The sequence below is a fragment of the Paraburkholderia tagetis genome (genome assembly GCF_022213065.1).
In the GTDB taxonomy this organism is placed as follows: Bacteria; Pseudomonadota; Gammaproteobacteria; order Burkholderiales; family Burkholderiaceae; genus Paraburkholderia; species Paraburkholderia tagetis.
Window position 1 is genome coordinate 136,433 of record NZ_JAKLJA010000009.1, and the last position, 23,630, is coordinate 160,062.

Genomic DNA, 23,630 nt, shown 5'->3' on the forward strand with positions numbered 1-23,630 from the left:
CGCTGGGTGCGCCGCGCGAGCGAACTTACGCCTGGTCTTGTGCCGCCGACGCGGCGAACTGCGCGGACTTCTTGCGCGGCGAGCGCTTTTTCTTCGGCGCGACCGGGGGCGGCACGGCAGGCACGTGCGGTTCCAGCGTCGTCACGGCTTCGATGATGCCGCCGCCGAGGCACACGTCGCCGTCGTAGAGCACCGCCGACTGGCCCGGCGTCACGGCCCATTGCGCCGTGGGGAAGTGCAGCGCGAATTCACCCACACCCACACCCGCACCCGCACCCGCACCCGCACCCGCACCCGTGCCCGCACCCACGTCGCCTTCGATGCCCACGGGCGCAGCCTTGAACGAGCAGGGCGCGTCGGCCTGGCGGTAGCGCGTTTTCGCGCCGCACGCGTGGCCGTCGGCGGGCGGCTCGCCCGCGACCCAGCTCACGTTGCCCGCGCGCAGTTCGTGCGCGAGCAGCCACGGATGATCGTGGCCCTGCACGACGTAGAGCGTGTTCGTGGCCATGTCCTTGCCCGCGACGAACCACGGGTCGCCGCTACCGTCCTTGCTGCCGCCAAGGCCGATGCCCTTGCGTTGCCCGAACGTGTAGAACGCGAGGCCGATATGCTCGCCCACGACCTTGCCGTCGGGCGTCATCATCGGACCGGGTTTCGTCGGCAGATAGCGGTTCAGGAAGTCGCGGAACGGCCGCTCGCCGATGAAGCAGATGCCGGTCGAGTCCTTCTTTTTCGCGTTGGGCAAGCCAATCTGTTCGGCGATCTCGCGTACCTTGGTCTTCGGGATTTCGCCGAGCGGGAACATCGTCTTCGAAAGCTGCGCCTGGTTCAGACGATGCAGGAAGTACGACTGATCTTTCGTGTGATCGAGCGCCTTCAGCAGTTCGAAACGTCCATTGTTCTCGCGCACGCGCGCGTAATGGCCCGTGGCGATGGTCTGCGCGCCCAGCGTCATCGCGTGGTCGAGGAAGGCCTTGAACTTGATCTCGGCGTTGCAGAGCACGTCGGGGTTCGGCGTGCGGCCCGCCGAGTATTCGCGCAGGAACTCCGCGAACACGCGGTCCTTGTACTCGGCGGCGAAGTTGACCGCCTCGACGTCGATGCCGATCAGGTCCGCGACCGACACCACGTCGATCCAGTCCTGGCGCGTCGAGCAGTACTCGCCGTCGTCGTCGTCTTCCCAGTTCTTCATGAAGAGACCGACGACGTCGAACCCCTGCTCCTTGAGCAGCCATGCCGTAACCGACGAATCGACGCCGCCCGACATGCCTACCACGACCTTACGTTTGCTCATTTGTCTGCTGCCTTGTTGCTGCTCTCAGCCTGCTTTGGGTCCTTCGGTCCCGCTTTAGGTCCAATCGCGTGCGTGTGCACGAAGTCGAGCGGCACGCGTTTGCCCGCGAGGTAATCGTCGACGCACTGCATGACGAGCGGCGTGCGATGGCGCGCGCTTGCAGCACGCAGTTCGTCGACGCTCATCCACAGCGTGCGGACGATGTCCGGATCGAGCGCGCGTTGTTCCGGCTCGCTCGCCACGCTGCCGCAGTAGGTGAAGCGCAGATACGTCGTGCCGCTTTCGCCGGGCTTGCCGAAATGCGTCATGTACATGCCGATCAGTGCCTCGGGCGCGAACGCATAAGCGGTTTCTTCCAGCGTCTCGCGCACGACGGCTTCATGAAGCGTCTCGCCGGCTTCCAGATGCCCGGCGGGCTGGTTCAGGCGCAAGCCCGCAGGCGTGTGCTCCTCGACGAGCAGAAAACGCCCGTCGCGCTCGACGATTGCCGCCACGGTGACGTGGGGTGCCCAGGTTTCATTATTCATGGGCCGCTATTTTACCGGCACGCGCACAACGCTGCCGGGGGCCGGATCGCGCGTCCGGCAACGCGATGCAGACGGCATGCGCAACGCGAAGGCCGCCTGCACGTGGTCTCGCCGACCGGCCGGTCGGATATCTAAAAGTGTTGTGTGCAGTGCACAAAAAAGGGCAATTCCGGCTTATTCCTGCTTCAGTCGCGCTGGCGGTTTCGGTTAAAGTGGTGCGGCAGTTTGCCGTTGCAACAGAAAGCCGGCGAGCCTTGTCGGCCTCACACCGCTCGATTAGAGCCAGATTAGAAAGAAAGCAGGTCGAGGAGGAAACAGCGATGCATATCGGAGTGCCCGCGGAAACCCGGGCGAACGAGACCCGCGTGGCCGCGACGCCGGAGACAGTCAAGAAGTACGTCGCGCAGGGTCACACGGTCACCATTCAGGCAGGCGCCGGCACCGGCGCGAGCTTTCCCGACGACGCCTATGCGGCCGCGGGCGCGCAGATCGGCAACGCGGCTGCCGCGTTCGGCGCCGAGCTCGTGCTCAAGGTCCAGTCGCCATCGGTCAGCGAACTGGCGTTCATGAAGCGCGGCGCGGTGCTGGTCGGCATGCTCGACCCCTTTAACGCCGAGAACGCTGGGAAGCTGGCGGAGGCAGGCGTGACGGCGTTCTCGCTCGAAGCCGCGCCGCGCACCACGCGCGCGCAGAGCCTCGACGTGCTCTCCTCGCAGGCCAACATCGCCGGTTACAAGGCGGTGCTGGTGGCCTCGAACCTCTATCCGCGCTTCATGCCGATGCTCATGACCGCCGCCGGCACCGTGAAGGCCGCGCGCGTGCTGATCCTGGGCGCGGGCGTGGCGGGCCTGCAGGCGATTGCCACGGCCAAGCGCCTGGGCGCCGTGATCGAGGCCTCGGACGTGCGTCCGGCCGTGAAGGAGCAGATCGAGTCGCTGGGCGCGAAGTTCCTCGACGTGCCCTACGAAACCGATGAGGAACGCGAAGCGGCGCAAGGCGTGGGCGGCTACGCGCGGCCCATGCCGCCTTCGTGGCTCGCGCGCCAGTCGGCTTTGGTGCACGAGCGCGCGAAGCAGGCCGATATCGTGATCTCCACCGCGCTGATTCCGGGCCGCGACGCGCCCACGCTATTGCCCGCTGAAACCGTGCAGTCGATGAAGCCGGGCTCCGTGGTGATCGACCTCGCGGCCGGGCGCGGCCCCGTCGCGGATCAGGCCACCGGCCGGCGCGGCGGCAACTGCCCGCTCACCGTTGCCGACGAGGTGGTCACGCAACACGGCGTGCAGATCTGCGGCTACACGAATCTCGCGTCGATGGTGGCCGCCGATGCCTCGTCGCTCTACGCGCGCAACCTGCTCGACTTCCTGAAGCTGATCGTGACCAAGGAAGGCGCGCTCAATATCGATCTCGCGGACGACATCGTCGCGGCCACGCTGCTGGCACGCGACGGCGCCGTTACGCGCAAGACCTGAGGAGACCCGGCGATGGAACTGATCAACCATACCGTCATCAACCTGATCATCTTCGTGCTGGCCGTGTATGTGGGCTATCACGTGGTCTGGAACGTCACGCCCGCGCTGCATACGCCGCTCATGGCCGTGACCAATGCGATCTCCGCGATCGTGATCGTGGGCGCGATGCTGGCGACCGGCCTCACGGTGGGCGGCGCGGGCAAGTTCTTCGGCACCTTCGCGGTGCTGCTCGCGGCCGTGAACGTGTTCGGCGGCTTCCTCGTCACGAGGCGCATGCTGGAGATGTTCCGCAAGAAGGAACCGAAGAAGCTCGCCGCGTCCGGCAACAAGGAGGGCGCACGATGAGCATGAACGTCGTTACGCTGCTCTACCTGGTGGCGTCGGTCTGCTTCATCCAGGCGCTCAAGGGCCTCTCGAACCCGCGCAGCGCGCGCGCCGGCAATATGTTCGGCATGGTGGGCATGGCGATTGCCATTCTCACCACCCTTGCGCTGATTGCGAAGCAGTCCGCGCAGTTCGGCTCGAACCTCGGGCTCGGTCTCGGGCTCTTGTTCGGCGCGCTGGTGGTGGGCGGCGGCCTGGGCGCGTTTGTGGCCGCGCGCGTCGAGATGACCAAGATGCCGGAGCTGGTGGCCGCCATGCACTCGCTGATCGGTCTCGCGGCGGTGTGCATCGCCTATGCCGTGGTCTCGGAGCCGGCCGCGTTCGGGCTCGTGGCCGAAGACGCGCCATATGCGGGCTTCCTTCCTTACGGCAACCGCATTGAGCTCTTCATCGGCACGTTCGTGGGCGCAATCACGTTCAGCGGTTCGGTGATCGCCTTCGGCAAGCTCTCGGGCAAGTACAAGTTCCGCCTGTTCCAGGGCGCGCCGGTGGTCTACCCGGGCCAGCATCTGATCAACCTGATGCTCGCGCTGGGCATGATCGGCTTCGGCATCCTGTTCTTCCTCACGCAGTCGTGGCTGCCGTTCATCATCATGACGGCGATCGCGTTCGCGCTGGGCGTGCTCATCATCATCCCGATCGGCGGCGCGGACATGCCCGTGGTGGTGTCGATGCTGAACTCGTACTCGGGCTGGGCGGCGGCGGGCATCGGCTTCTCGCTGAACAACGCGATGCTGATCATCGCCGGGTCGCTGGTGGGCTCGTCGGGTGCGATTCTCTCGTACATCATGTGCCACGCGATGAACCGCTCGTTCTTCAACGTGCTGCTGGGCGGCTTTGGCGCCGAAGCGGGCGGGGCGGCGGCGGGCGGCGCGCAGGAGCAGCGGCCGGTGAAGTCGGGCTCGGCGGACGACGCCTCGTTCATGCTCGGCAATGCCGAAAGCGTCGTGATCGTGCCCGGCTACGGGCTTGCCGTGGCGCGCGCGCAGCATGCGTTGAAGGAGCTCACGGACAAGCTCGTGGAAAAGGGCGTGGACGTGCGCTACGCAATTCACCCGGTGGCAGGCCGCATGCCTGGGCACATGAACGTGCTGCTCGCGGAAGCCGAGGTGCCCTACGACATGGTGTTCGAGATGGAGGACATCAACAACGAGTTCGGCCAGACCGACGTGGTGCTGGTGCTGGGCGCGAACGACGTGGTGAATCCGGCGGCGAAGAACGATCCGAAGTCGCCGATCGCGGGCATGCCGATCATCGAGGCCTACAAGGCGCGCACGATCATCGTGAACAAGCGTTCGATGGCGGCGGGCTACGCGGGGCTGGATAACGAACTGTTCTACATGGACAAGACCATGATGGTGTTCGGCGATGCGAAGAAGGTGATCGAGGAGATGGTGAAGGCGGTGGAATAAGCGCCATTGCCGAAGTTTCCCGGCCACGAAAAAGCGCGCAGCGATGCGCGCTTTTTTACGCCTGCATTAGAACCACAAGCACAAGCGAAAGCACAAGCACAAGCACAAGCACAAGCACAAGCACAAGCACAAGCACAAGCACAAGCGCATGCGTACCCATACGCGGCGTTACTTCGACGGCGCTTCTACGCGTCGCAAATAGTCGGCGAGCCGCCTGCCGCTTACGTCGGGAAACGGTTCGAGCACTTCCACGTCGTTCATCCGGGCGATGTTGAAGTTGCGGAAGTCCTCGCGCATTTCGCACCACGCGCCGACCGTCCACTGCGCGCCCCAGTACACGAGTCCGAGCGGCCAGATGCGCCGTTCGGTATGCGCGCCGATGCGATCGCAATACGCGAAGCGAACCACGAGCCGCGCGTCGACGGCGCGATGCAACGCGTCCACCTTCTCCGAATACGCGGGATCGACGTGATACGACGGCGCGAACACGGCGATGCGCTCGAGCACTGCGCGCTTCTCGGCGGGCATGGCCGCGGCGATCTTCGCGAGCGCGCCGCGCGCACCGCCCGCGAGCACGGCGCCGCCCCAGGATTCGGCCATGCGCGCGCCCACGGCGAGCGCGGTGAGCTCGTCAGCGGTGAAGGTGAGCGGCGGCAGGCTAGCCGTGCGGGCGAGCCGGTAGCCGATGCCCGCTTCGCCTTCGATCGGCACGCCCGAAAGCTGAAGGTCGCGCACGTCGCGATAGACGGTGCGCGGCGACACCTCGAGCCACTGCGCGAGCTGCTGCGCGGTGGTGAGGCGGCGACCGCGCAGCAGCTCGGCGATGCGGAAAAGGCGGTCGGCTCGGCGGGTCATGGTTGGGCGGGCCAGAACGGTGGACGGGGTCCGGACTTGCTGGGCGGACTGCGCTGCGGGCGGCGCTCGTGCTCGTGTTCGCTTTTGCTTTCGCGCGGTAGCGCAGATGATAGCGCCGCTCAGCCCAGCTTGGCGGCGTGCAGGCCCACGCGGTTGCCTTCGGTATCGATGAAAAAACCGATATAGCCGTAATTGTTGGGCAGCTCCAGCGCGGGGCCTTGCTTCTTGCCGCCGGCCTTTTCCACGCGGTCGAGCACGGCCGTGATCGACGGATGCGCGTTCAGATACACGAGCACGCCCTTCGGGTCCGGCTTGGCGTCGCGTGGATTGAAGACGATGCAGCCGCCGGTTTCCGCCTCCGTGTGGGCGAACAGCGCCATCGGCACCCCGCCGACCACCTCGCGCTGCAGCGCCGTATCGAAGGCGGTTTCGTAAAACGTGGCGGCGCGGTCCAGGTCGTGCGCGGGGATTTCGAACCACGAGATGACACGGGAAACTTCATGGGAAACTTCGGTCGACATGATGCGCTCCTCGGATGCCAATAGTGTCGATGGCGGATGCGGTGAAATGGCGGCGGCTGGCGGGATGCCGTGGCGCCGGCCTGCCCGCTGCGCCGCTGCGCGCCGCGCGGGTCGGCGTAGAGACAGTGTGCTGAGGTGCTACTGACAGCGTGCTGTCAGTAGCTTTGACAGGACGATCCCGGGACCGTCATTGCCCGGCACAGCGCGGTGTCTGCGTACGTTTTCGAGAGAGAGGCGCGCGCAAATCTGCTGTAATCGGCGGGTCTATTCTCTTGGTCCGGCGGCTCGCGCTTCATGTCTCCAAACATCTCCATCATCACGCCCACGGCCAACCGCGAGGCCTTCCTGCCGGCGATCGCGCGCTGCGTGGCGCGTCAGCAAGTCGACTGGGAGTGGCTCGTGCTCGACGACAGCCCGCAGCCCAGCGCCTTCATGCGCCAGCTCGCCGACACCGATCCGCGCGTGCGCTACTACTGGTCGAAGCAACCCATGTCGATCGGCGCGAAGCGCAATTTCCTCGTGGGCGAGTCGCGCGGCGAGCTGATCGCCCACTTCGACGACGACGATCACTACGCCACCCACTATCTCTCGGGCATGGTGCGGCTGTTGCACGAGAGCGGCGCGCAGCTCATGAAGCTCTCGACGTTCTGGATGTATGCGCCGCATACGCAGTTTTTAGGCTACATGGACCTGAATGCGCGCGTGGGCCTGCATTACGTGCTCAAGGGCAAGGAAGTGGGCACGGTGACCTTTCACGAGAAGATGCAGATTGGCGCCGATTTCATTCTTTTCTACGGCTTTGCCTACGTGTACCGCAAGGCGCTGTTCGACATCGCGCGCTTCGACGATGTCAACCTGTGCGAGGACGAGAGCTTCATCCGCCGTGTGGTGGAATCGGGCCAGAAAGTGCTCGCCGCTGAGGACACTCAGGCGAGCTGCCTGCATCTGATCCACCCGGCTTCAACCTCGCGGTGCTTTTCGCGCCACTCGCTGCCGGCTTTCCTGCTGCCCAGGCTCTTTCCGGAGTACGAAGGATATCCGCTGCCCGTCGAGCCGGGCGGCACGGATGTCGGGCCTGCGCGAGTCTGAATTTGCGTCTGACGCGGAGTGTGTCTAAAGCAGGGGTGAGGGCTGTGCCGCCATGAGTGGACCATGCGCCTGGCAGCGCATGGTCTCGATGGCGATCAGCCGTTCTGGTCGGCGCTGCCCGGGCCCTTGCCGGCGGCGGCATCCTGGCCGGCGTTCGCGGGACGCTGGCGCACGCTGCCCGCGATCAGGTCGAAGCGGAACAGGCGGCATTCGAGCGCGCCGTTGAAGAGCGGCGTCTTGGCCGCTTCGCGCAGGCGCAACTGGCCCGGCAGCTTGCGGTCCGAGGTGAGGAAGAATGCGCGCCAGCCGGTGAAGCGCTGCTTGAGCGCGTCGCCGAGCGCCTGGAAGAATTCGGCGTCGGGCGCGTCGGTGTGGACGCGGCGGAAGGCTTCCTGAGCCTCATCGTCGTCGCGCATCTCGCGGGGCGCGCGCGCCTCGCCGCGCGCATTGCGCCCGCGCACCTCGATACGCTCGCCATACGGCGGATTCGCCACGAGGATCCCGTTGCCTTCGGCGGGCGGCGTCATGTTGCGCGCGTCGAGCTGCTTGAGCGGCACGTTGCCGAGACCCGCGCGCGAGAAGTTGGCGCGCGCCTTCTCGAGCATGACGTCGGAAATGTCGCTGCCGAAGATGCGCAGTTCCGGCGCGTGGCTCATGGCCGCGTTGCGCGCCGTGTTCGCTTCGCTCTTCAGATGGCGCCACGCGGCGGCGTCGGCCTGCTTCAGGCGCTCGAAGCCGAAGCTGCGCGAAAGCCCAGGCGCGATGCCGAGCGCGACTTGCGCGGCTTCCGCGAGAAACGTGCCGCTGCCGCACATCGGGTCGTAGAGGGGCATCTCGGGCGTCCAGCCGGTGAGGCGCAGGATGCCGGCGGCGAGGTTCTCGCGCAGGGGCGCGGCGCCCTTGTCCAGACGCCAGCCACGCTTGAAGAGCGGCTCGCCCGAGGTGTCGAGGTAGAGCGTGCAGTCGTTTGCGGTGAGGAAGGCGAACACGCGCACGTCGGGGTAGGCGGTATCGACGCTCGGACGCGCGCCGGCCTTGTCGCGCATACGGTCGCAAATCGCGTCTTTCACGCGCAGCGTGGCGAATTCGAGGCTGCGCAGCGGCGACTTGATCGCGGTGATGTCGATGCGGATCGTCTCGTTCGGCGAGAACCACTTTTCCCACTGCTGCTCGCGCGCGAGCGCGTAGATGTCCTGCTCGCCGCGATAGGGCCGCTGGGCGAGCTTCAGGAGCACGCGGCTCGCAATGCGCGAATGCAGGTTTGCGGCCATGCCGCCGGCCCAGTTGCCGCGAAAATGCACGCCGCCGGGCACTTCGGCGCCGACCTCGAGCGCGCCGGGCGGCAGGTGCCGCTGCGCGGTTTCGGCCAGTTCGGCGGCGAGCGGGGCTTCGAGGCCGCGCGGGCAGGGAGCAAAGAAATCGAAAGACATGAGAAAGAGAGGTGACGCTGCGGGGGGAAGGCGCCATTGTACGCGCCTTGGCGCGGCGGTTTCAGGCGGCTTGCCGCGCGAGCGGCGTGATGTTGGGGCGAGGCTGCTGGCGGGCTTGCCAAAGATCCCCCTGGATCTGCAAGCCGAGCCAATGTTCCGGTGTGGTGCCGAACGGCAGAGGCTCGATCCGGACGCGGCGTGCCGCGTCCGTCGAAGTATCCGCGTGAGATGTCAGCCCGCCGTTGCGGCGGCTGGCACGGGCTGCGGGCAGGCGAGGCTGGTCACGGGCGACATGCGCCCGGAGGTCTTCGCGCCACGCTTCGTCGTGGCTGTCGCACTCACCTGCGGCGTGGCGGCCAGCGTGCGCACGCCGCTTGCGATGACCTGCGAGAGTGCCGCCACCGCGCGCCGGTGGCCGGCCACGAGTGCGTCATATCCGTCGCCGACGGGCTCGTTGAGCATGCTGCGGCAGGTCATGATCGCCTGCGAGTCGAGCGAGCGCACGCTCCAGACCGCGTCGATGAGGGCATGCGAGCTCGGCCACGATTCGAAGCGCTGGACCTTCACGCTCACGCGGTAGACCGGCACGCCCTCGGGATGCGGCGAGCCGTACACGTCGATGGTGCCGAGCTGCTGCGTGAGATCGCCGGAAAGCGCACGGCGGATCTCGTCGCCGGGCAGCGAGGCCCAGCGTTCCTGCTCGAGCACCTTGACCCGGTTGGCGTCGTCCCACACGACGAGCTGAGCCTTCGCGACTTGCTGCGGCACGTCGACCGGCGCCAGCTCGACGAGCAAAGCCGGATTGCCCGTGGTCGAGGCGACGCCCGCGCGCGCGCCATCGTTGGCCGCGTCGGTGGGGCTCAGCGTATAGAAGTGGCTGCTGGGCGAGGCGCAGCCCGCGAGCGCCGCCGCGAGGGCGAGCGCCGCAAGGGCCGAGGCTGCCGGAAGCCGCAGGGGGAGCCCGCGGAACGTCATGGCTTGTCTCCTGATTTGCCGCGCAGCAGCGATTCGGGATGGCGCTCCAGATAATCGGAGAGCGCGTTGAGGGATTGCAACGTGCGCGTGAGTTCCTGCAGCGCCTGATGCACGTCCGATTGCAGCGGAGAGTCGTGCTGCAGCGTGGATTGCGCGGCGTTGAAGGTCTTCTGCGCCTCGTCGAGCGTGCCGCGCATCTGCGGCAGGATCTCGTCGTTGACCTTGCCGAACAACTGGTTGGCGTTCTTCAGCGAGTCGTTCAGGTTGTTGCCGATCTGGTCGAACGGGATCTTGTCGAGCTTCTTCGCGATGTCGGCGAGCTGCAACTGCAGTTCCTCGAGCGAGTTCGGAATCGTCGGCAACTGCATGGGGTCGCGGTCGAGATCCACCTTCGCGGCCGGCGCCTTCGGGAAGATGTCGAGTGCGACGTAGAGCTGGCCCGTGATCAGATTGCCGGTGCGCAACTGGCCACGCAGGCCGCGCGCGACGAGCCGCTTGACCAGCTCCTGGCTTTGCGCCGTATGAGGTGCGGGCGCTTCGCCGTGGATGCGGCGCGACAGACGCTGCGGATACAGGTTCATCGCCACTGGCATCGTGAAGTTGTGCGCCTTCTGGTCGTACTCGATGCCGATGTCGGTCACCTGGCCGAGCACGATGCCGCGGAAGTCGATCGGCGCGCCCACCGAGAGGCCGCGCAGCGACTGGTTGAAGTACATCACCACGCGCACCGGCGCGCCGTCCGGCTCGCGTATCGCTTCGGTTTCGTCGGCCGCGAGCGTGAATGTCGAGTTGTCGGGCGCCTGCGGGCCCATGGCCTGGCCGGGCGGCGACTGGAACGCGAGGCCGCCCACCACCACGGTCGCGAGCGATTGCGTGTTGATCTTGATGCCGCTCGAATCGAGCTGCACGTTCACGCCGCTGGCGTGCCACCAGCGTGTGTTGGTACCCACGTACTGATCGTAGGGCGAGCGCACGAACACCTGCACCGTCACCCCGTTGCCGTCCTTGTCGAGCGAGTAGCCCGTCACCTGGCCCACCTGGATGCGCCGATAGAAAATGGGCGTGCCGATGTCGAGCGAGCCCAGGTTGTCGCTATGCAGCGTGTAGCGGTGGCCTTTTTCGTCGATGGTCACGGCGGGCGGCGTTTCGAGCCCGACGAAGTCGCTCGTGGTTTCGTCCGAGCGGCCGGCGTCGGCGCCGATGTAGGAGCCCGAAAGCAGCGTGCCGAGGCCCGAGACGCCGCTTGCGCCGATGCGCGCACGCACGACCCAGAAATGGCTGTCCTTCTTGGCGAAGTTTTCGGCGTCCTTGGTGAGCTCCACGGTCACCAGCACGCGCGAGAGATTCGGCGAAAGCTTGATGGCGCGCACCGAGCCGATATCGACGTCCTTGTATTTGACCTTGGTTTTGCCCGGCTCGAGCCCGTCGGCGGAGAGGAAGCTGATCGTGATGGTCGGGCCGCGCGAGGCCACCGACTTCACCACGAGCGCAATGCCGATCAGCGCCGCGACGAGCGGCACGATCCAGACGAGCGAAGGGAGCCAGCGCCTCGGCTTGACGATGTCCGGTTCGGGCAGGTCGGGCGGCAACGAGCCACCGCCTGAAGGCGCGCCGCCGGAGGGCGCGCCGCCAGAGGGCGGGGTCGGTCCTTTCGGACTATTCATGAGGGCGATCCTGAGAGTGTTGCGAGAGTTGCTGTTTATCTTCGTCTACCGGATCCCAGATGAGGCGGGGATCGAATTGCATCGACGCGATCATCGTCAGGATCACGACCGAGCCGAACGCGATCGCGCCAGGCCCCGCTGTAATCACCGCAAGCGACTGGAAGCGTACCAGCGCGACGGTCAACGTGACCACGAACACGTCCAGCATCGACCAGCGGCCGATGAACTCGACGAGCCGGTAGAGCTTCGTGCGCTCGGCCGGGCGCCACGTGGAGCGGCGCTGCGCGGTCGTGCAGAGCAGGGCGAGCACGGACAGCTTGAGCATGGGCACGAGAATGCTCGCAATGAAGACGATCACCGCGAGCGGTGCGTCGCCCGAGGTCCAGAAGTAGGCGACGCCGCTCATGATGGTGTCGTCCTCCTCGCCGACGAGCGAAGCCGTATGCATCACCGGCAGCAGATTCGCGGGGATGTACAGGATCGCGGCGGCAAAGAGCAGCGCCCAGGTGCGCGTCAGGCTGTCGGGGGTGCGCACGTGCATCGGCGAGTTGCAGCGCCCGCAGCGCTCATGCGCGGCCTGGCGCGCGCGCGGCTGCACGTGGCCGCAGGCGTGGCAGGAGATCAGGCCGGCGTCGGTGGCGGTGACAAATTTCATCGGGATGCCTTGGTGCGCGGAGTGTTCATTGCGGGGTCCAGCCCGGGGCGTTTGCGCTGCCGCCGTGCCCCTTCGGCGCGTCCGGATCGCGGATTTCGGGGCTGGCGAGCGGGCTGATCGTGTCGGCCGTGCCGGCTGTGCCGCTGGTGCCGCTAGTGCCAGTTGTGCCACTGGTGCGGGTTGTGCGGGTTATGCCGCCAGGCACCGGGTCGGCGTTGCCAGCGGCTTCGCTCGCTTCGAGCGCCTCCTCGGCGAGCACCGCGGGCACCCCCGGGTCGAGCGCACCTTCCGGGTCGATATCGAGTCCACCGTCGAGGCCGGCTGCGCTTGCGTCGCGGGGGAGGGCATGCCCGGCGGCGCCATCGAAGCCGCCAGAGCCACGTGAGCCGCCCAGGTTACCAGGACCGCCCGGGCCACCGGACCCACCCGGCCCGCCCGAACCCGTTCCGTTGCCCGCCGGACCCGCACCGCCGCGGCGCGCGGCGCGCGCGTTTTCGCGCAGGGCGTCGGCGACGTCCCATAGCGTGCGCGCGTCGAAGGTCAGGACCACGGTGACCATGAGTGTGAGCGCACCGAACGCGAAAAGCGCGGTTTCCGGAATCACGCGTGCGAGGCTCACCATCTTCACGATGGTGATGAGCACGCCCAGCATGAAGACTTCGAGCATGCCCCAAGGCCGCACGAACTGGATCGTACGGAGTACGAGATTGAATCCCGGTGGAATGTAGCCGCGCCGGATGGGCAGGAGCACATAGAGCAGCGCGACCAGCTCGGTGAGCGGGCAGAGGATGGTGGCGAAAAAGACCATCACCGCGACGATCTCCATGCCCTCGTCCCACAGCACCACGAGCGCGCCGAAGAGGCTCGAGTGCGAGGTAATGCCATTGGCATCGAGCTCGATGATGGGAAACGACTGCGCGATGACGAACGTGACGAGCGCGGCGACAGTGATCGCGCAGATGCGATCGAGCTGCGATGAAGCGCTGTTATAGAGCGTGGCGCCGCAGCGCGTGCAGCGTGCGCTCTGTCGCCCGAGCAGGCGAGGCTTGTGGTAGAGCGCGTCGCACTCGTGACACGCAATCAGATTGTCCAGGGCCATGCGGGCAAAAGACGCAAAACGACGTGAACGGAACGAAGGGCGCAGGCGCTGCGGCGCGCCGGCTGCGGCACTGCCGGCCATGTTACCAAAGGAGGCCGATAGCACGTGTTTCCTTCGCTAAAGAGTGAGCGGCGAGCCGCGCGTCCGATGGCACGGGCCGCCATCGCAGCCCGTTCGCCGCCCCTTTGCAGCGCCTTCGCAGCCCGAACGGCGTGGGAGTGTGCCACGTTTGCTGCAACCGCGTGCTGCACCTGCGCAGCGGCCGTGCGCTAGCTCAGACCGAGCCGGCTTCCTGCCGCGGGCGTTGCCGCGCGTACCGTGGTGCACCACGGTACGCGAGCGGCGCCATGCGCGATCTCAAGATGCTTGCCTTCGCGCCACCAGGTTATCTTTCATTCTGAGCGGCCGGGTTATCGGCCATCCCTCCAGGGGGCTCGCGTGGGCGGCGGGTGCGATGGGTGGAGGTTCCGGCGCCCGGGTTGGGGAAGACCATGGAAGCATTGAGCGCACTCGCGCGTTTGACTGGAAGCCGGCCGCGCTTGGCCAGAGCGGGGGTGGCGCTCATGCGGGCCGCGCTCGTCGCGCCGGCCATGCTGGTGGCGAGTGGCGCGGCCTGGGCGCAAATGGACGCGGGCAAGAGTACGCTCGTGGCGATCTCGCGGCAAATGGGCGTGCCCGTGGAGGGCCGCTTCACGAAGTTCGACGCGCAGATCAGCTTCGATCCGGCGAAGCCGGCGGCGGGCATGGCGCGCCTGACGGTCGATACCGGCAGCTACGATCTCGGCGACGCGAGCTACAACAATTCGGTGCGCGGTCCCGAATGGTTCGACGCGAAGGCGTATCCGCAGGCCACATTCGTTTCCACGTCGATCATGTCGACTGGATCGAACCAGTACAGCGTGAACGGCAACCTGACGATCAAGGGGCATACGCAACCCGTCGTGGTGCCCGTCGTGCTCACGCAGCAGGGCGCGACGCAGACCTTCGACGGCACGCTGCCCGTTCAGCGGCTCGGGTTCGGCATTGGCACGGGCGAGTGGAAGGACACCTCGGTCGTTGCGGATGAAGTGCTGGTCAAGTTTCACATCGTCATCGCGCACAAGTAGCGGGCAACGCGTGCGGCGGCGCGGTTGTCTCGCGGCGTTGCCACGAGTCGTCACGAATTGCGATGAGTTTGAGCGGATACCGCAAGCCGACGCCACACGAAAAAAAAGCCGGTTCGCGAGAACCGGCTTTTTCGCTTGATTGCGTTCGATTGCGTTCGAGCGAACCTGGCGCCTTAAACCTGGGCGCCCGCGTTCGGATCGTTCGGATCGTGCTGCTCTTTCTTTTCCTTGACGAGGTCCTCGCGCTTCACGCCGAGCCACATCGCAATCGCCGCGGCCACGAACACCGACGAGTAGATACCGAACAGGATACCCACCGTCAGCGCGAGCGCGAAGTAGTGCAGCGTCGGGCCGCCGAAGAAGAACATCGAGAGCACCATCATTTCCGTACAGCCGTGGGTGATGATGGTTCGCGACATCGTGCTCGTGATCGCGTGGTTGATGACTTCCATGACAGTCATCTTGCGCTCGCGTCTGAAGGTCTCACGAATCCGGTCGAAGATAACCACCGACTCGTTCACCGAGTAGCCGAGCACCGCGAGCACCGCCGCGAGCACGGAAAGCGAGAACTCCCACTGGAAGAACGCGAAGAAGCCCAGAATGATCACCACGTCGTGCAGGTTCGCTATCACGCCGGCCACGGCGTACTTCCACTCGAAGCGGAACGACAGATAGATGATGATGCCGGCGACCACGCACGCGAGCGCCATCAGGCCGTCGGTGGCGAGCTCCTTGCCGACCTGCGGTCCGACGAACTCCACGCGCTGCAACTGCACCTGCGCATCCTGGGCCTTGAGCGTGGACATCACCTGATCGCTTTGCTGCGCCGAGGAGAGGCCCTGCTTGATCGGCAGGCGGATCAGCACGTCGCGCGAGGTGCCGAAGTTCTGGACCTGGGCGTCGCCGTAGCCGATCTTCGCGAGCGAATCGCGCACGGGTTCGAGCGGGACCGCCTGCGGATACTGGACCTCGATGACCGTGCCGCCCGTGAATTCGATCGACAGATGCAGGCCGCGGTGAAACAGGAAGAACACCGCCGCGATGAACGTGATGAAGGAAATCGCGTTGAAGATCAACGCGTGTTTCATGAACGGGATGTCTTTGCGGATGCGGAAAAATTCCATGTTCTTGACTCCGTATCAGCGCGACGAGCCCGGGGTGCCGGGGTCGCCTGGGTTGTTCCGGCGGCGCACGACCGGTTTGGCGCGCGCGGTGCCCTTGGCGCCGGTTTTCGCCGCGGCCTTTTCGGTTTCGCGAGGCTTCGTCGACGAGGCCATGGCGCGGCCCAGGTCGGTGTCGGCGTCGGACGCGCTCAGTGCGGGCGCACCCGAGTTCGTACCCGCTTCCGGCTCCGGACGCCACACCTGACCCACGGCCAGCGACTTGAGCTTCTTCTTGCCGCCGTACCAGAGATTCACGAGACCGCGCGAGAAGAACACGGCCGAGAACATCGAGGTGAGAATGCCGATGCAGTGCACGATCGCGAAGCCGCGCACCGGGCCCGAGCCGAACGCGAGCAGCGCGAGACCGGCAATCAGCGTGGTCACGTTCGAGTCGAGAATCGTTGCCCAGGCGTGCGCGTAGCCGTTCTGGATGGCCAGTTGCGGCGGCGCGCCGTGACGCAGTTCTTCGCGCACGCGCTCGTTGATGAGCACGTTTGCGTCGATCGCCATACCGAGCGCGAGCGCGATAGCGGCGATACCCGGCAGCGTGAGCGTGGCCTGCAGCATCGAGAGCACGGCCACGAGCAGGAGCAGGTTCACCGAGAGGCCGATCATCGAGATCGCGCCGAACAGCATGTAGTAGCAGACCATGAACACGGCGATCGCGGCGAAGCCGTAGACCACCGAGTCGAAACCCTTGCGGATGTTGTCCGCGCCAAGGCTCGGGCCGACCGTGCGCTCCTCGATGATGTCCATCGGCGCCGCGAGCGAGCCCGCGCGCAACAGCAGCGCGAGGTCGGCGGCGGCCTGCGGCGTGGGCTGGCCCGTGATCTGGAAGCGGTCGCCCAGTTCCGACTGGATCGTGGCTACCGTGAGCACTTCGCCCTTGCCCTTCTCGAACAGCACCATCGCCATCGGCTTGCCGATGTTGTCGCGCGACACGCTGCGCACCGAGCGCCCGCCCGCCGAGTCGAGGCGGATGTTGACCGACGGGCGGTTGTGCTCGTCGAAGCCCGCCGAGGCGTCGATGATGCGGTCGCCCGTGAAGATCACCTGCTTGCGCAGCAGCACGGGGCCGACGTTGCCTTGCGTGAAGAGCTCGTCGCCCGGCGGCACCGGGTCGGACGGGTTCGGATGCAGGCCGTTCGGGTCGGCGAGACGCGCTTCGAGCGTGGCCGTGCGGCCGATGATGTCCTTCGCCTTCGCGGTGTCCTGCACACCCGGCAGCTCGACCACGATGCGGTCGTCGCCTTGCTGCTGGATCACGGGCTCGGCCACGCCGAGCTCGTTCACGCGGTTATGCAGCGTGGTGATGTTCTGCTTGAGCGCGGCGTCCTGCACCGACTTCTTCACGGCCGGCGTGAAGGTGCCGACGAGCTGCGTGCCGCCTTCGGGTGCGTTCTGCGTGGCCCACACGAGCTCGGAGACGCCGCCCTGGCTCGAGAGCACCTTGCGCGCCTGCTCGGCCACGGCCGGATCGGCGAAGTTGATCACGACGCTCTGGTTGACGCGGTTCACGCCGCCGTCGCGGATGTTCTTGTCGCGCAGGATCGTGCGGGCGTCCGAAGCGTCGGAGTCGAGCTTCTTGTTGAGCGCGCCGTTCATGTCGACCTGCAGCAGGAAGTGCACGCCGCCGCGCAGGTCCAGACCGAGGTACATCGGCAGCGCGTGCAGCGCCGTCAGCCAGCGGGGCGATGCGCTTTGCAGATTCAGCGCGACGATGAAGTTCGGATCGCTCGGGTCGGGGTTCAGCGTCTTCGCGAGCACGTCCTTCAGGCGCAGTTGCGTGTCCGTGTCGGCGACGCGCACGCGAATGTTCGCGTTCATCGTCGAGTTGTCGAACGTGACGTCGTCAGCCTTGATGTTGTTCGCGGGGAGCGCGGCTTCGATCTGCGCGAGCGTGGTCGAGTCCAGCTTGACCGTGGCTTTGCCGCTCGATACCTGGACCGCCGGCGCTTCGCCGAAGAAATTGGGCAATGTGTACACGAGGCCGATGACGAGCGCCACCAGCATCACGACATATTTCCAGAGGGGGTAACGGTTCATTGGTTGGCCCAACGGGGGAAGGGAATGGCCTGCACGATGTGCGAGCGTCCGACCAAGCCTTCATGATGCCCCTGGCGGGCGTTTCAGTGGCGGGGCCGGACGCGCAAGGCCGCTCGTGGGTACGGCGGCCTGGAGAGGTCGATCGCTAGAGGCTTACAGCGACTTGATCGTGCCCTTCGGCAGGATGGTCGAGACCGACGACTTCTGCACGGTGATTTCCGTGCCGTCCGCGATTTCGACGCCCACGTAGGCTTCGCTGACCTTGGTCACCTTGCCGACGATGCCGCCGCTCGTAATGACTTCGTCGCCCTTGGCCATGGCGCTGAGCATGTTGCGGTGTTCCTTCTGGCGCTTCATCTGCGGACGAATCATGATGAAGTACAGCACGGCGAACATCAGAATGAGCGGCAGGAAGCTCATGAGGCTCGATTCTGCGCCGCCGGCTGTGGAGCCTTGGGCGAAGGCATTGGAAATGAACGACACGTTGGTCTCTCCGTTTATACGATCACTACGATCAAAGGTACGATCAAAAAGCGAGCCGGTTATTCTACCACCGGCAAGATTCGCGACGACGGCGCAAAATGGGCTTTCCGATCAAATGCTTATCTCGAATCCGGCCCCCGTGCGGCGTGCGCGCACATAAAAACCGGGCCGGCACCAGCGGACCGAAAGCCATCTCCGCGCCATTGTTGCGAAAGGTTATTGTAATGTCGGCGCCCGGCCTCAATCCACGCCGCGTGCGCGGTTCTCGGCGAAACGCTGACGGAACGCCGCGAACGTCTTCGTCTCGATCGCCGTGCGCATCTCGCTCATCAGCTCGAGGTAGTAGTGCAGGTTGTGGATCGTGTTGAGCTGTGCGCCGAGAATCTCGCCCACGCGGTGCAGATGGTGCAGATAGCCGCGCGTGAAGTTGCGGCAGGTGTAGCAGCCGCACTGCTCGTCGAGCGGGCGCAGCGAGTTGCGGTGCACGGCGTTGCGGATCTTGATGTCGCCAAAGCGCGTGAAGATCCAGCCGTTGCGCGCGTTGCGCGTGGGCATCACGCAGTCGAACATGTCGACGCCCGAGGCCACGCCCGCCACCAGGTCTTCGGGCGTGCCCACGCCCATCAGATAGTGCGGCTTGTCGGCGGGCAGCTTCGGCGCGATGTGCTCGAGCACGCGCATCATGTCTTCCTTGGGCTCGCCCACCGAAAGCCCGCCGATCGCGTAGCCGTGGAACGGCATCTGCGAAAGGCCGGCGAGCGACTCGTCGCGCAGGTCCTCGAACATGCCGCCCTGCACGATGCCGAACAGCGCGTTCGGATTGCCGAGACGGTTGAACTCGTCGATCGAGCGCTGCGCCCAGCGCATCGACATGCGCATGGAGTCGGCGGCGTCCTTGTGCGTCGTGGGCACGCCGTTGGTCGCGTAGGGCGTGCACTCGTCGAACTGCATGACGATGTCCGAGTTCAGCACCTTCTGGATCTGCATCGACACTTCGGGCGAGAGGAACAGCTTGTCGCCGTTCACGGGCGAGGCAAAGCGCACGCCGTCTTCCGAGATCTTGCGCAGCTCGCCGAGCGAGAACACCTGGAAGCCGCCCGAGTCCGTGAGGATCGGCCGGTTCCAGCCCATGAAGCGATGCAGGCCGCCGTGCGCCTCGATCGTCTCCAGACCCGGGCGCAGCCACAAGTGGAAGGTGTTGCCGAGGATGATCTGCGCGCGCATTTCTTCCAGTTCGCGCGGCTGCGTGGCCTTGACCGTGCCGTAGGTGCCCACGGGCATGAAGATCGGCGTTTCGACTACGCCGTGGTTCAGCGTGACGCGGCCGCGGCGCGCGAGGCCGTCGGTGCCGAGCAGCTCGAATTTGAGGCCGTTTTGGGGGCGTTCGCCCACGAGTTGACCCAAATAAGCACCGTGTTCGGCGCGTGCGTTGTTTTGATGACCGTCGGTCATGCAGTAACTCCTGTGCTACCGGAAAACAGTCCGGCGCAATGGCGGTAAAAGCCGCCGCGCACGATGGACGCGCGCGAGCGGCGAGGAAAATGTGGCGGACGAGCGCTTACGAATTGAGTGCGTCTTCCGTTCTCGTCAGCAGCATCGCGTCACCATAACTGAAGAAGCGATAGCGCTGCTCGATCGCGTGACGGTACGCGGCGCGAATCGTCTCGATGCCCGCGAACGCCGAAACCAGCATCAGAAGCGTCGACTTCGGCAGGTGAAAGTTCGTAACGAGCCGGTCCACCACGCGCAACGGGTAGCCCGGCGTGATGAAGATGTCGGTCTCGGCGGACGTGGCCGCCAGTGGACGGCCTTCGCGGTCGGCGTCGCGCGCGGCGGCTTCGAGCGCGCGCATCGAGGTGGTGCCCACCGCGATCACGCGACCGCCGCGCGCACGCGTGGCGACGATCTTGTCGACGAGCGACTGCGGCAATTGATACCACTCGCTGTGCATCGTGTGCTCTGCGATGTTCTCCACACGCACGGGCTGGAACGTGCCCGCGCCCACGTGCAGCGTGAGCGTGGCGCGCTCCACGCCTTGCGCGTCGAGCTGCGCGAGCAGCGCATCGTCGAAATGCAGGCCCGCCGTGGGCGCGGCCACCGCGCCCGGATTTTGCGCGAATACGGTCTGGTAGCGCGTCTCGTCGTGCGCGTCGGCGTCGTGCGTGATGTAGGGCGGCAGCGGCAGACGGCCAAATTGCTCGATCAGCGTGAGGCAGTCGTCGGGGAAATGCAGCGTGTAGAACGGCTCCACGCGTTCGCCCACGGTGACATCGAACGCGTCGGCCAGGCGCAGCACGGTGCCGGGGCCCGGGCTCTTGCTCGCGCGGATCTGCGCGAGCGCCGTGCGCGTGCCGGTCAGGCGCTCGACGAGCACCTCGATCTTGCCGCCGCTGGCCTTCTGGCCGAAGAAGCGCGCTTTGAGCACCTTGGTATCGTTGAAGACGAGCAGGTCGCCCGATGCGATGCATGCGGGCAGTTCCGCGAAGCGGCGGTCGATGAGGCGCGCGGGTTGCGTGTTGTTGTCCACCTCCAGCAGACGGCTCGCGCTGCGCTCGGGCAGGGCGGTCTGAGCGATCAGCTCGGGAGGGAGATCGAAGTCGAAATCGGAAAGCTTGAACATGCGGCCTGATGAAACGGAAAGACGGCTTAAGACCCGGCGCGTGGCGCTTTTGAGCAGGAGAACCGTGGAGCGATGGCTCGCGGTTGTGCCCCAAAAAACGGCCGCAATGCCCGCCTGCATACCGTCAGCGGCTATGATTGCGGGACATGCCCGTCTGGGACATGCCCGTCTGGGACGTGCCCGTTTGGGACATGCCCGTTTGGGACATGCCTGACTGGAGCGGGCTGCCGCGCGTTACGCGCTGCGCCTTGCCGGAAAGCCGATATTGTACTTGCGAAGCTGCTCATGCCCTCGTCCGTTAGCCGATTGATGTCCGAAGCCGAAGCCGCGAGCGAAGCGCACGACGACGCGCGCGCGGCCGGCGCGACGTCGGGCGGCGCACGCTTGCGCGGGCGCGGTGCGGCGCTCGAAGCCCCGGACGCTTTGCCAGTCGAGCGCGGCGAGACTGCGGCGCCACAAGCCGCCGCGCCGCGCAAACGCTCTGCCACGGAGTCATCCGCCGACAAGGCGGCCGACAAGGTCACCGGCGAGGCCACGAGCAAATCCACCAGCAAGTCCGCCGAAAAAGCCGCTGAAAAAGCCCCGGCAAAAGACAAGCCCAAGCTCGCCAAAACCGCCGACCGCCTCGCCAAGCTCGGCCTCACGCGCGACATCGATCTTGTGCTGCATCTGCCGATGCGCTACGAGGACGAAACCACGCTCACGCCCATCGGCGAATTATTGCCGGGCGGCGTGGCGCAGACCGAAGGCGTGGTGTTCGACAACGAGATCGCCTATCGCCCACGCCGCCAGTTGCTCGTGAAGCTGCGTGACCACAACGGCGACGAGCTGCATCTGCGCTTTCTGAACTTCTACGGCTCGCAGGTCACGCAGATGGCGCTCGGCAAGCGTCTGCGCGTGCGCGGCGACGTGCGCGGAGGCTTCTTCGGCATGGAGATGGTGCATCCGGCCGTGCGTGTGGTGGAGGGCGACACGCCGCTGCCGCAGGCGCTCACGCCGGTCTATCCGTCGACGGCCGGGGTGAGCCAGGCGTATCTGCGCAAGGCGATCGACAACGCGCTCTCGCGCGCCTCGCTGCCCGAATTGCTGCCTGATGCCGTCGCGCACGAATTCCTGGCGCCGCTCAATCTGCCGGCGCTCATGGACGCGGTGAAGACGCTGCATCATCCGCCCATCGACGCCGACGAGCACGAGCTGATCGAAGGCACGCACCCCGCGTGGACGCGCATCAAGTTCGACGAACTGCTCGCGCAGCAGCTCTCGCTCAAGCGCGCGCACGAGGAGCGCCGCACGCGCGCCGCGCCCGCGATGGCGCGCCACGTGGCCGGACGCGATTCCAGCACGACGCTGCTCACGCGCTTGCGCGCGGCGCTGCCGTTCACGCTTACGGGGGCGCAGGAGCGCGTGGTAGGGGAGATTGCGCACGACCTCGAACAGCCGCATCCGATGCAGCGCCTCCTGCAAGGCGATGTGGGCAGCGGCAAGACCGTGGTGGCCGCGCTCGCCGCCGCGCAGGCCATCGACGCCGGCTATCAGGCTGCGCTCATGGCGCCCACCGAAATCCTCGCGGAGCAGCACGCGCGCAAGCTGCGCGGCTGGCTCGAACCGCTCGGCGTGCAGGTGGCCTGGCTCTCGGGCAGTCTCAAGGCGAAGGAAAAGCGCGCCGCGCTTGAAGCCGCGGCGCTCGGCACGGCGCAGCTCGTGATCGGCACGCACGCGATCATTCAGGATGCCGTGGAATTCGCGCGGCTCGGTCTCGTGATCGTCGACGAACAGCATCGTTTCGGCGTCGAGCAGCGCCTCGCGCTGCGCGCCAAGGCGCAGAACGCGAAGCCGCCCGCACAGACAACGCCGGACGCTGCTGCCGCAGACTCAGATTCAGACCCAGACACAGACACGGCTACAGCGGCGCGCGAGTTCCAGCCGCACCAGTTGATGATGTCCGCGACGCCCATTCCGCGCACGCTTGCCATGACGTATTACGCGGACCTCGACGTTTCCACCATCGACGAACTGCCGCCCGGCCGCACGCCCATTCTCACCAAGCTCGTTTCCGACGCGCGCCGCGAAGAAGTCATCGCGCGCGTGCGCGCGGCGGCGCTCACGGGGCGCCAGGTTTACTGGGTGTGTCCGCTGATCGAGGAAAGCGAGACGCTGCAACTCCAGACCGCGGTGGAGACTTACGAAACGCTCGTGGCCGCGCTGCCCGAGCTCACGGTCGGGCTCGTGCACGGGCGCCTTGCGTCCGCGGACAAGGCCGCCGTGATGGACGCGTTCTCGCGCAACGAAGTGCAGTTGCTGGTCGCGACCACGGTGATCGAAGTGGGCGTCGACGTGCCCAATGCCTCGCTGATGGTGATCGAGCACGCCGAGCGCTTCGGCCTCGCGCAACTGCACCAGTTGCGCGGGCGGGTGGGGCGCGGCACGGCGGCTTCGGTGTGCGTGCTGCTCTATAGCGGGCCGCTCTCGCTCACGGGGCGCGCGCGTCTGCAAACCATGCGCGAGACCACCGATGGCTTCGAGATCGCGCGCCGCGACCTGGAGATTCGCGGCCCCGGCGAGTTCCTTGGCGCGCGTCAGTCGGGCGCGGCCATGCTGCGCTTCGCGAGCCTCGAAAACGACGCCTGGCTGATCGACCCCGCGCGCGAAGCGGCGGAATGCTTGCTGCGCGAATGGCCGCACGTCGTCACGCAGCATTTGAATCGCTGGCTCGGCGCGCGTGAGCAGTATCTGAAGGCCTAAGGCCCGTTCCTCGTTCACCCCCGGTAGCGTGCGCGAGCCCGCCCGATTTCCCCCCGTCCGCGCAAATTTCGCATTCGTGGAACCCGTGCGGAA

Annotated in this window: 19 protein-coding genes and 1 pseudogene; 6 read left to right on the plus strand and 14 right to left on the minus strand. The window is 66.3% G+C overall.

Annotated features, from left to right (window positions below):
- Nucleotides 1–25: 25 nt before the first annotated feature.
- Nucleotides 26–1,294: a tRNA 2-thiouridine(34) synthase MnmA gene (gene mnmA, locus L5014_RS13990; protein WP_238464337.1), complete on the minus strand. Its 1,269-nt coding sequence runs from the start codon at nt 1,292–1,294 to the stop codon at nt 26–28.
- Complete coding sequence (locus L5014_RS13995; RefSeq protein WP_238464338.1) at nt 1,291–1,821, minus strand: NUDIX hydrolase; 531 nt, start codon at nt 1,819–1,821, stop codon at nt 1,291–1,293. The genes mnmA and L5014_RS13995 overlap by 4 nt, the downstream gene beginning before the upstream one ends.
- A gap of 320 nt (nt 1,822–2,141) precedes the next feature.
- Between L5014_RS13995 and L5014_RS14000 the strand changes: the two genes are divergently transcribed.
- Genes L5014_RS14000 through L5014_RS14010 form a run of 3 tightly spaced genes read left to right on the plus strand, consistent with a single transcriptional unit; the run spans nt 2,142 to nt 5,089 of the window.
- Entirely contained in the window at nt 2,142–3,293 is a 1,152-nt protein-coding gene (locus L5014_RS14000; protein WP_238464339.1) for a Re/Si-specific NAD(P)(+) transhydrogenase subunit alpha, read from the plus strand.
- A 12-nt stretch (nt 3,294–3,305) separates the two neighbouring features.
- Nucleotides 3,306–3,638: an NAD(P) transhydrogenase subunit alpha part 2 gene (locus L5014_RS14005; RefSeq protein WP_238464340.1), complete on the plus strand. Its 333-nt coding sequence runs from the start codon at nt 3,306–3,308 to the stop codon at nt 3,636–3,638.
- Nucleotides 3,635–5,089, plus strand: coding sequence for an NAD(P)(+) transhydrogenase (Re/Si-specific) subunit beta (locus L5014_RS14010; protein ID WP_238464341.1), 1,455 nt, complete (start codon nt 3,635–3,637; stop codon nt 5,087–5,089). Before L5014_RS14005 ends, L5014_RS14010 begins: the two co-directional genes overlap by 4 nt.
- Before the next feature lie 168 nt (nt 5,090–5,257).
- Here the strand turns inward: L5014_RS14010 and L5014_RS14015 are convergent, their stop codons facing one another.
- Together L5014_RS14015 and L5014_RS14020 are read right to left on the minus strand one after the other, a co-directional pair.
- Entirely contained in the window at nt 5,258–5,944 is a 687-nt protein-coding gene (locus L5014_RS14015) for a helix-turn-helix transcriptional regulator (protein ID WP_238464342.1), read from the minus strand.
- A 119-nt stretch (nt 5,945–6,063) separates the two neighbouring features.
- A complete protein-coding gene (locus L5014_RS14020) occupies nt 6,064–6,465 on the minus strand; it encodes a VOC family protein (RefSeq protein WP_238464343.1) in 402 nt (133 codons plus the stop codon).
- Nucleotides 6,466–6,759: 294 nt separating this feature from the next.
- Between L5014_RS14020 and L5014_RS14025 the strand changes: the two genes are divergently transcribed.
- Nucleotides 6,760–7,554 (plus strand): glycosyltransferase family 2 protein, encoded by a 795-nt coding sequence (locus tag L5014_RS14025; RefSeq protein WP_238464344.1) that lies wholly within the window; start codon nt 6,760–6,762, stop codon nt 7,552–7,554.
- Nucleotides 7,555–7,649: 95 nt separating this feature from the next.
- On the opposite strand, the gene L5014_RS14030 is transcribed toward L5014_RS14025, so the two are convergent.
- The 5 genes and pseudogenes from L5014_RS14030 to L5014_RS14050 form a co-directional block, all read right to left on the minus strand.
- Entirely contained in the window at nt 7,650–8,984 is a 1,335-nt protein-coding gene (locus L5014_RS14030; RefSeq protein ID WP_238464345.1) for a THUMP domain-containing class I SAM-dependent RNA methyltransferase, read from the minus strand.
- Nucleotides 8,985–9,215: 231 nt separating this feature from the next.
- On the minus strand, nt 9,216–9,959 hold the full coding sequence (locus L5014_RS14035; RefSeq protein WP_238464346.1) for a PqiC family protein: 744 nt from the start codon (nt 9,957–9,959) through the stop codon (nt 9,216–9,218).
- On the minus strand, nt 9,956–11,623 hold the full coding sequence (locus L5014_RS14040; protein ID WP_238464347.1) for a PqiB family protein: 1,668 nt from the start codon (nt 11,621–11,623) through the stop codon (nt 9,956–9,958). The genes L5014_RS14035 and L5014_RS14040 overlap by 4 nt, the downstream gene beginning before the upstream one ends.
- Nucleotides 11,616–12,278: a paraquat-inducible protein A gene (locus L5014_RS14045; RefSeq protein WP_238464348.1), complete on the minus strand. Its 663-nt coding sequence runs from the start codon at nt 12,276–12,278 to the stop codon at nt 11,616–11,618. The genes L5014_RS14040 and L5014_RS14045 overlap by 8 nt, the downstream gene beginning before the upstream one ends.
- A 501-nt stretch (nt 12,279–12,779) precedes the next feature.
- Nucleotides 12,780–13,377, minus strand: a pseudogene (locus L5014_RS14050) (paraquat-inducible protein A); the annotation flags it as partial.
- A 563-nt stretch (nt 13,378–13,940) separates the two neighbouring features.
- On the opposite strand from L5014_RS14050, the gene L5014_RS14055 reads away from it, so the two are divergent.
- Nucleotides 13,941–14,483, plus strand: a complete 543-nt coding sequence (locus tag L5014_RS14055) for a YceI family protein (RefSeq protein WP_238464398.1) — start codon at nt 13,941–13,943, stop codon at nt 14,481–14,483.
- A gap of 173 nt (nt 14,484–14,656) precedes the next feature.
- Here L5014_RS14055 and secF read toward each other — a convergent pair whose 3' ends face one another.
- The 5 genes from secF to queA form a co-directional block, all read right to left on the minus strand.
- On the minus strand, nt 14,657–15,607 hold the full coding sequence (gene secF / locus L5014_RS14060) for a protein translocase subunit SecF (protein ID WP_238464349.1): 951 nt from the start codon (nt 15,605–15,607) through the stop codon (nt 14,657–14,659).
- A gap of 15 nt (nt 15,608–15,622) precedes the next feature.
- Nucleotides 15,623–17,692: a protein translocase subunit SecD gene (secD, locus tag L5014_RS14065; RefSeq protein WP_238464350.1), complete on the minus strand. Its 2,070-nt coding sequence runs from the start codon at nt 17,690–17,692 to the stop codon at nt 15,623–15,625.
- Between the two features lie 153 nt (nt 17,693–17,845).
- Nucleotides 17,846–18,175, minus strand: coding sequence for a preprotein translocase subunit YajC (gene yajC / locus L5014_RS14070; protein WP_238464351.1), 330 nt, complete (start codon nt 18,173–18,175; stop codon nt 17,846–17,848).
- A 240-nt stretch (nt 18,176–18,415) separates the two neighbouring features.
- Nucleotides 18,416–19,627 carry a tRNA guanosine(34) transglycosylase Tgt gene (gene tgt / locus L5014_RS14075; protein WP_238464352.1) on the minus strand — a complete coding sequence of 404 codons (1,212 nt, stop codon included), beginning with the start codon at nt 19,625–19,627 and terminating at the stop codon, nt 18,416–18,418.
- A 106-nt stretch (nt 19,628–19,733) separates the two neighbouring features.
- A complete protein-coding gene (queA, locus tag L5014_RS14080; protein WP_238464353.1) occupies nt 19,734–20,795 on the minus strand; it encodes a tRNA preQ1(34) S-adenosylmethionine ribosyltransferase-isomerase QueA in 1,062 nt (353 codons plus the stop codon).
- Between the two features lie 285 nt (nt 20,796–21,080).
- On the opposite strand from queA, the gene recG reads away from it, so the two are divergent.
- On the plus strand, nt 21,081–23,537 hold the full coding sequence (gene recG, locus L5014_RS14085) for an ATP-dependent DNA helicase RecG (protein WP_238464354.1): 2,457 nt from the start codon (nt 21,081–21,083) through the stop codon (nt 23,535–23,537).
- Nucleotides 23,538–23,630 lie beyond the last annotated feature (93 nt).

Bases quoted from the DNA above. Each gene is read 5' to 3' on its own strand.
- mnmA (WP_238464337.1), bottom strand. From the start codon at position 1,294: ATGAGCAAACGTAAGGTCGTGGTAGGCATGTCGGGCGGCGTCGATTCG.
- L5014_RS13995 (WP_238464338.1), bottom strand. From the start codon at position 1,821: ATGAATAATGAAACCTGGGCACCCCACGTCACCGTGGCGGCAATCGTC.
- L5014_RS14000 (WP_238464339.1), top strand. From the start codon at position 2,142: ATGCATATCGGAGTGCCCGCGGAAACCCGGGCGAACGAGACCCGCGTG.
- L5014_RS14005 (WP_238464340.1), top strand. From the start codon at position 3,306: ATGGAACTGATCAACCATACCGTCATCAACCTGATCATCTTCGTGCTG.
- L5014_RS14010 (WP_238464341.1), top strand. From the start codon at position 3,635: ATGAGCATGAACGTCGTTACGCTGCTCTACCTGGTGGCGTCGGTCTGC.
- L5014_RS14015 (WP_238464342.1), bottom strand. From the start codon at position 5,944: ATGACCCGCCGAGCCGACCGCCTTTTCCGCATCGCCGAGCTGCTGCGC.
- L5014_RS14020 (WP_238464343.1), bottom strand. From the start codon at position 6,465: ATGTCGACCGAAGTTTCCCATGAAGTTTCCCGTGTCATCTCGTGGTTC.
- L5014_RS14025 (WP_238464344.1), top strand. From the start codon at position 6,760: ATGTCTCCAAACATCTCCATCATCACGCCCACGGCCAACCGCGAGGCC.
- L5014_RS14030 (WP_238464345.1), bottom strand. From the start codon at position 8,984: ATGTCTTTCGATTTCTTTGCTCCCTGCCCGCGCGGCCTCGAAGCCCCG.
- L5014_RS14035 (WP_238464346.1), bottom strand. From the start codon at position 9,959: ATGACGTTCCGCGGGCTCCCCCTGCGGCTTCCGGCAGCCTCGGCCCTT.
- L5014_RS14040 (WP_238464347.1), bottom strand. From the start codon at position 11,623: ATGAATAGTCCGAAAGGACCGACCCCGCCCTCTGGCGGCGCGCCCTCC.
- L5014_RS14045 (WP_238464348.1), bottom strand. From the start codon at position 12,278: ATGAAATTTGTCACCGCCACCGACGCCGGCCTGATCTCCTGCCACGCC.
- L5014_RS14055 (WP_238464398.1), top strand. From the start codon at position 13,941: ATGCGGGCCGCGCTCGTCGCGCCGGCCATGCTGGTGGCGAGTGGCGCG.
- secF (WP_238464349.1), bottom strand. From the start codon at position 15,607: ATGGAATTTTTCCGCATCCGCAAAGACATCCCGTTCATGAAACACGCG.
- secD (WP_238464350.1), bottom strand. From the start codon at position 17,692: ATGAACCGTTACCCCCTCTGGAAATATGTCGTGATGCTGGTGGCGCTC.
- tgt (WP_238464352.1), bottom strand. From the start codon at position 19,627: ATGACCGACGGTCATCAAAACAACGCACGCGCCGAACACGGTGCTTAT.
- queA (WP_238464353.1), bottom strand. From the start codon at position 20,795: ATGTTCAAGCTTTCCGATTTCGACTTCGATCTCCCTCCCGAGCTGATC.
- recG (WP_238464354.1), top strand. From the start codon at position 21,081: ATGCCCTCGTCCGTTAGCCGATTGATGTCCGAAGCCGAAGCCGCGAGC.